This is a genomic window from Streptomyces flavofungini, from assembly GCF_041028215.1.
GTDB classification, from domain to species: Bacteria; Actinomycetota; Actinomycetes; order Streptomycetales; family Streptomycetaceae; genus Streptomyces; species Streptomyces flavofungini_B.
Window position 1 is genome coordinate 1 of sequence record NZ_JASKYR010000572.1, and the last position, 4,843, is coordinate 4,843.

The following is a 4,843-nucleotide window of genomic DNA, read 5'->3' on the forward strand; positions in this document are numbered from 1 at the left end:
CCCCTGAGTCGGGCACCCCTGCCCCTCTAACCCTTCGCCGCCCGATAAGTACGATTTATTGCGAAAGGTGGTACGCCATGAGCGTCACCCAGCAGCACCTGCTCGACACCTACCGCGCCGCCCAGCACGGCGAGCCCAGGCCGCCCGCGCCGGGACTCCACGACTGGCAGGCCGCCCGCGAGRTCCGCGACTACGGACGCTTCCGCGCCGTCATCGCCGAACGCCCCGCCCATGGCCGCGTCCGCTCCGCGCTGAGCAGGTTCATCCGCGACGCGCGCCGGCCGCGGGCAGCCGTCGCACGAACTCCGCGACCGCTTCCCTGACGTCGTCGGCTGTCCAGGCCAGGCCCTCCTCGGTCACGGTGACCTCCGTGACCGAGAGGCCGGGCGGCCCCTCGGCGAACCAGCGGCCGAAGAGATGGGTCTTCGTCTCCTCCGCCTGCCCGAGCGCGGCCTCGCTCAGCGCCTCCGGTCCGTACGGCAGCCAGACCTGGAACTGGTGGGTGTGCGGTCGCTCGGGGTGCACCCGCGACCAGGGCACCCCGGCGGCGGCGAACCCCGCGCGCAGGGCGTCGGCCACCACGCGCGCGTGGGCCACGTAGACGGGCAGCCTCGGCAGTACGCGGTCGATCCCGACCAGGGCCGATACGGCGGCGGGGAACTGCTGGAAGAGCTGGCCCCCGTAGCGGTGGCGCCACACCTTGGCCTCCTCCACGAGCGTCCGGGGCCCCGCGAGGGCGGCCCCGCTCAGCCCTTCGAGGGACTTGTAGAACGACACGTACACGGTGTCCGCGAGGCCCGCGATCTCCGTCAGGGGGCGCCCGAAGTGGGTGGGGCACTCCCACAGGCGGGCGCCGTCGAAGTGGACGACCGCGTCCCGCTCGCGCGCCGCCTCCACCACCGCTGCCAGCTCCTCCCACTCGGGGAGGACGAAACCGGCGTCCCTGAGCGGCAGTTCGAGCATCAGTGTGCCGAAGGGCTCGGGGAAGTCCCGTACCTCCTCCGCCGTGGGCAGGCGCGGCTCGGTCGTCGGATGCACCGAGCGCAGACCGCTGACCGCGCCGAAGGCGCCTCCCTCGTGGACCTCGGGATGCGCCATGGGGTGCAGCGCCACCGTCGCGTTCCCCGTACGGCCCGCCCAGCAGCGCAGGGCGACCTGCTGCGCCATGGTGCCCGTCGGGAAGAAGGCCGCGGCCTCCTTGCCGAGCAGGCGCGCGACCTCGTCCTCCAGAGCGGCGACGACGCCGTTGCCGTAGATGTCGACGGCCTCCTCCGGGCCGACGAACCCGGGGGCCGCCGCCGCGAGCGCGGAGAGGCGCTCGGTGAGCGGCACGTGCGCGTGCGAGCGGTTCAGGGTGCGGGTGGCGCCACGGGCCGCCGCGAGGCGCCTCGCCTGCGCGTTCCGCTCCTCATCCGGTGTGCCGGGGTCCTCGGACGCGCCGGATGCGTCACCGGAGGGGCCGGTCCGGTGACCGAGGGATGTCTGTGCCGCGTCGTTCGAAGTCATGTTCCGAGCATGGCGCGCCCGCCCGTACCGGTCACACTGATAACCACAGCCTGTGGACAGCGGAAGACGCGGCACCGGCCGATCGCGTTAGCATGACGAGAAATCGTCCGGTACCCCGAGCGGACTGGAACGGAAGGCGTCATCGCGTGAACGCATCGCATCAGCCGGACCCGCGGGACCGCCCCGCGAGGCTCACGGTGGGAGTCGTGGGAGCGGGCCGCGTCGGCCCCGCGCTCGCCGCGTCGCTGAAGCTCGCCGGGCACCGCCCGGTCGCCGCGTCCGGGGTCTCCGACGCCTCCGTACGGCGGGCCGCCGCCCTGCTGCCCGACGTCCCCCTCGTCACCCCCGCCGAGGTCCTCAAGCGGTCCGACCTGGTGCTCCTGACCGTCCCCGACGACGCCCTGCCCGGCCTGGTCGAAGGCCTCGCGGAGACCGGCGCCGTCCGCCAGGGACAGCTCCTCGTGCACACGTCGGGGCGGTACGGCACGAAGGTCCTCGAACCGGCGCTGCGGGCCGGCGCGCTGCSGCTCGCGCTGCACCCCGCCATGACCTTCACCGGCACCTCCGTCGACGTGCAGCGCCTGGCAGGCTGCTCCTTCGGGGTGACCGCGCCCGAAGAGCTGCGGCTCGCCGCCGAGGCCCTGGTCATCGAGATGGGCGGCGAGCCCGAGTGGATCGCCGAGGAGAGCCGCCCGCTCTACCACGCGGCCCTCGCACTCGGCGCGAACCACCTGGTCACCCTGGTCGCCGAGGCCATGGACCTGCTGCGCGACGCCGGAGTCACGGCCCCGGACCGCATGCTCGGCCCGCTGCTCGGCGCCGCTCTGGACAACGCGCTGCGCTCGGGCGACGCCGCCCTCACCGGCCCCGTCGCGCGCGGCGACGCGGGCACGGTCGCCGCCCATGTCGCCGAGTTGCGCAGGCACGCCCCGCAGACCGTCGCCGGGTACCTCGCGATGGCCCGCGCCACCGCCGACCGCGCGCTCGCCCACGGACTGCTCAAGCCGGAGCTCGCCGAGGACCTCCTCGGGGTGCTCGCCGACGGTACGGGCGCCACGGGCGGGCCCGCGAGGGGAGAGCGATGACCACCACCCTCGTGCACACCGCCGAGCCCCTGCGCACCCGCGCGCCCGGGCGCCGCAGAGCCGTCGTCATGACCATGGGCGCCCTGCACGACGGACACGCCTCGCTGATCCGCGCCGCCCGCCGCGTCGCGGGGCCCGAGGGCGAGGTCGTCGTCACCGTCTTCGTGAACCCGCTCCAGTTCGGGGCGGGCGAGGACCTGGACCGCTATCCGCGCACCCTGGAAGCCGACGTCAAGATCGCCGAACAGGCGGGCGCGGACACCGTGTTCGCCCCCGGCGTCGACGAGGTCTATCCGGGCGGCGAGCCGCAGGTCCGGGTGAGCGCGGGCCCCATGGGCACGGTCCTCGAAGGAGCCACACGCCCCGGGCACTTCGACGGCATGCTGACCGTCGTCGCCAAGCTCCTGCACCTCACCCGGCCCGACGTGGCGCTGTTCGGCCAGAAGGACGCCCAGCAGCTCGCCCTGATCCGCCGCATGGCACGCGACCTGAACTTCGACGCGAAGATCATCGGCGTGCCCACCGTGCGCGAGGACGACGGCCTGGCCCTGTCCAGCCGCAACCGCTACCTCTCACGGGACGAGCGGCGCACCGCCCTCGCCCTCTCCCAGGCCCTCTTCGCCGGCCTCGACCGGCACGCCGCCCAGGAGGCCCTGCGCGCGCGTGCCGCGAGCGCCCCCGCCACCCGCGCGCGTGCCGACGCGCTGAACGCCATCGGGGAGTCCCGCGCGGCGGCCGACGCCCACGCCGTGGCCCAGTCCGCGACGCCCTCCGCGTCCGGCGGCCCCGCCGCCGTCGTCGCCGCGGCCCGGCTCGTCCTCGACGACGCCGCACGCCTGCGGCCCCCGCTCGAACTCGACTATGTGGCGCTCGTCGACCCGGCCGACTTCCGGGAGGTCCGCGCGGGCCACACCGGCGAGGCCATCCTCGCCGTCGCCGCCAGGGTCGGCACGACACGGCTGATCGACAACATCCCGCTCACCTTCGGAGACGCCGTATGAGTGCCACCGGAATACGGCTGCACGCGCCCGCCCCTGGCTGGTCCCTCGACGCCGACGTCGTGGTCGTCGGCTCCGGCGTGGCCGGTCTCACCGCCGCCCTGCGGTGCGCGGCGGCCGGTCTGCGGACCGTCGTGGTGACCAAGGCCCGCCTCGACGACGGCTCCACGCGCTGGGCACAGGGCGGCATCGCCGCGGCCATCGGCGAGGGCGACACCCCCGCACAGCACCTGGACGACACCCTCGTGGCGGGCGCGGGCCTCTGCGACGAGGAGGCCGTGCGCACCCTCGTCACCGAAGGCCCCGACGCCGTCCGCCGCCTGATCGAGACCGGCGCCCACTTCGACACGGGTCCCGGGGGCGCCATCGAGCTGACCCGCGAGGGCGGCCACCACCGCCGCCGCATCGCGCACGCGGGCGGCGACGCCACCGGCGCGGAGATCTCCCGCGCCCTGGTCGAGGCCGTCCGCGCCCGCGGCATCCCGACGGTGGAGAACGCGCTGGTCCTTGACCTCCTCACGGACGCCGACGGCCGCACGGCCGGCGTCTCCCTGCACGTCATGGGGGAGGGCCAGCACGACGGCGTGGGCGCCGTCCACGCCCCCGCGGTGGTCCTCGCGACCGGCGGCATGGGCCAGGTCTTCTCGGCCACGACCAACCCCTCGGTGTCCACGGGCGACGGCGTCGCGCTCGCCCTGCGCGCCGGCGCCGAGGTCTCCGACCTGGAGTTCGTGCAGTTCCACCCGACGGTGCTCTTCCTCGGCGCGGACGCGGAGGGCCAGCAGCCGCTCGTCTCCGAAGCGGTCAGGGGCGAGGGCGCGCACCTGGTGGACGCCGACGGCGTGCGCTTCATGGTGGGACAGCACGAGCTGGCCGAGCTGGCGCCCCGCGACATCGTCGCCAAGGGCATCACGCGCCGCATGCAGGAGCGGGGCACCGAACACATGTACCTCGACGCCAGGCACTTCGGCGCCACCATGTGGGAGAACCGCTTCCCGACCATCCTCGCCGCCTGCCGCGCCCACGGCATCGACCCCGTCACCGAACCCATCCCGGTCGCCCCCGCCGCGCACTACGCCTCCGGCGGCGTCCGCACGGACCCGCACGGCCGCACCACCGTCCCCGGGCTCTACGCCTGCGGCGAGGTCGCCTGCACCGGAGTGCACGGCGCCAACCGCCTCGCCTCCAACTCCCTGCTCGAAGGCCTGGTCTACGCCGAGCGCATCGCCGCCGACATCGCGGCCCGGCACGCGG

5 protein-coding genes are annotated in these 4,843 nt (G+C 74.9%); 4 read left to right on the forward strand and 1 reads right to left on the reverse strand.

Going from position 1 to position 4,843, the window contains the following annotated elements:
* Positions 1-77 precede the first annotated feature (77 nt).
* Complete coding sequence (locus AB8Z36_RS29915; protein ID WP_369216515.1) at positions 78-323, forward strand: hypothetical protein; 246 nt, start codon at positions 78-80, stop codon at positions 321-323.
* Here the strand turns inward: AB8Z36_RS29915 and AB8Z36_RS29920 are convergent.
* Positions 262-1,506: a threonine aldolase family protein gene (locus AB8Z36_RS29920; RefSeq protein ID WP_369216516.1), complete on the reverse strand. Its 1,245-nt coding sequence runs from the start codon at positions 1,504-1,506 to the stop codon at positions 262-264. The two genes, AB8Z36_RS29915 and AB8Z36_RS29920, sit on opposite strands and share 62 nt — an antisense overlap.
* A 146-nt stretch (positions 1,507-1,652) precedes the next feature.
* On the opposite strand from AB8Z36_RS29920, the gene AB8Z36_RS29925 reads away from it, so the two are divergent.
* The 3 genes from AB8Z36_RS29925 to AB8Z36_RS29935 all read left to right on the forward strand — a co-directional run.
* A complete protein-coding gene (locus tag AB8Z36_RS29925; RefSeq protein ID WP_369216517.1) occupies positions 1,653-2,591 on the forward strand; it encodes a Rossmann-like and DUF2520 domain-containing protein in 939 nt (312 codons plus the stop codon).
* On the forward strand, positions 2,588-3,592 hold the full coding sequence (gene panC, locus AB8Z36_RS29930; RefSeq protein WP_369216518.1) for a pantoate--beta-alanine ligase: 1,005 nt from the start codon (positions 2,588-2,590) through the stop codon (positions 3,590-3,592). Before AB8Z36_RS29925 ends, panC begins: the two co-directional genes overlap by 4 nt.
* Positions 3,589-4,843, forward strand: a 1,255-nt coding sequence (locus AB8Z36_RS29935; protein WP_369216519.1) for an L-aspartate oxidase, incomplete at its 3' end; no start/stop codon positions are given. The genes panC and AB8Z36_RS29935, both read left to right, overlap by 4 nt.